The organism is Megasphaera massiliensis, from assembly GCF_000455225.1.
Taxonomy (GTDB): domain Bacteria; phylum Bacillota; class Negativicutes; order Veillonellales; family Megasphaeraceae; genus Megasphaera; species Megasphaera massiliensis.
This window is the reverse complement of the sequence record NZ_HF954553.1, coordinates 3,109-3,771: the sequence shown is the minus strand read 5'-3', so window position 1 is coordinate 3,771 and position 663 is coordinate 3,109. Positions and strand designations below refer to the sequence as shown.

General features: G+C 45.1%; 1 protein-coding gene. It reads right to left on the bottom strand.

The genetic code is table 11. The features are described from left to right. A partial coding sequence (locus TX77_RS10760) for an aminotransferase class I/II-fold pyridoxal phosphate-dependent enzyme (protein ID WP_230198128.1) occupies positions 1-601 on the bottom strand: 601 nt, incomplete at its 3' end. Positions 602-663: the final 62 nt, after the last annotated feature.

Below are 663 nucleotides of genomic sequence, written 5' to 3'. Positions count from 1 at the left end.
CAGCCATATGTAATAATTGCTGCCGGCGCGGTTCGGACATGATAACACCAACAGCGCATTGATGGGATGGTGTAACAAACACAAGCTTGGATTGTGGATGTATATGGTCTGTGCATAGTCCAGATTCATCGACTGGAGCGGGACATACTCGCATGTTCCGATAATTCATAGCCATCCACGCAGCAGGAAAACCTGGATCTTCGACAGTAACCGTATCCCCTTCCTGCAAAAGAGCTTGGGCTATCAAATCGATGCTGTGCTGTGCACCAGAGGTTAATAAAATTTGATCAACTTGCACATAAATGCCACGTTCAAGTGATAAGTACCGCTGAATTTGTTCCCGAAGTGGAAGATAACCTCTAGCATCACCATAAGCCCATATATTCAAATCATTACTGGTCGACGCCTGCAAAAAAGATTGTCTCCAGCTTTTTTGAAATTGTTCATCGAGATATGGCTCATGAGGAGTGAAATCTATTTCAGGAATAATTCTTTCTTTATTGCCAAACCAGCTGTGCAAATGCTTAATCGAAGCATTCAGTACTGGCAGATCGGGGAGAAGGGGGCCTTTTATTTCCTCGGCCTCTGAAATAGGCTTCACATAGATCGTCTCACTAACCCTTGTCCCGCCTCGACGGGAAGTTACCGTGTATCCTCGGCTAA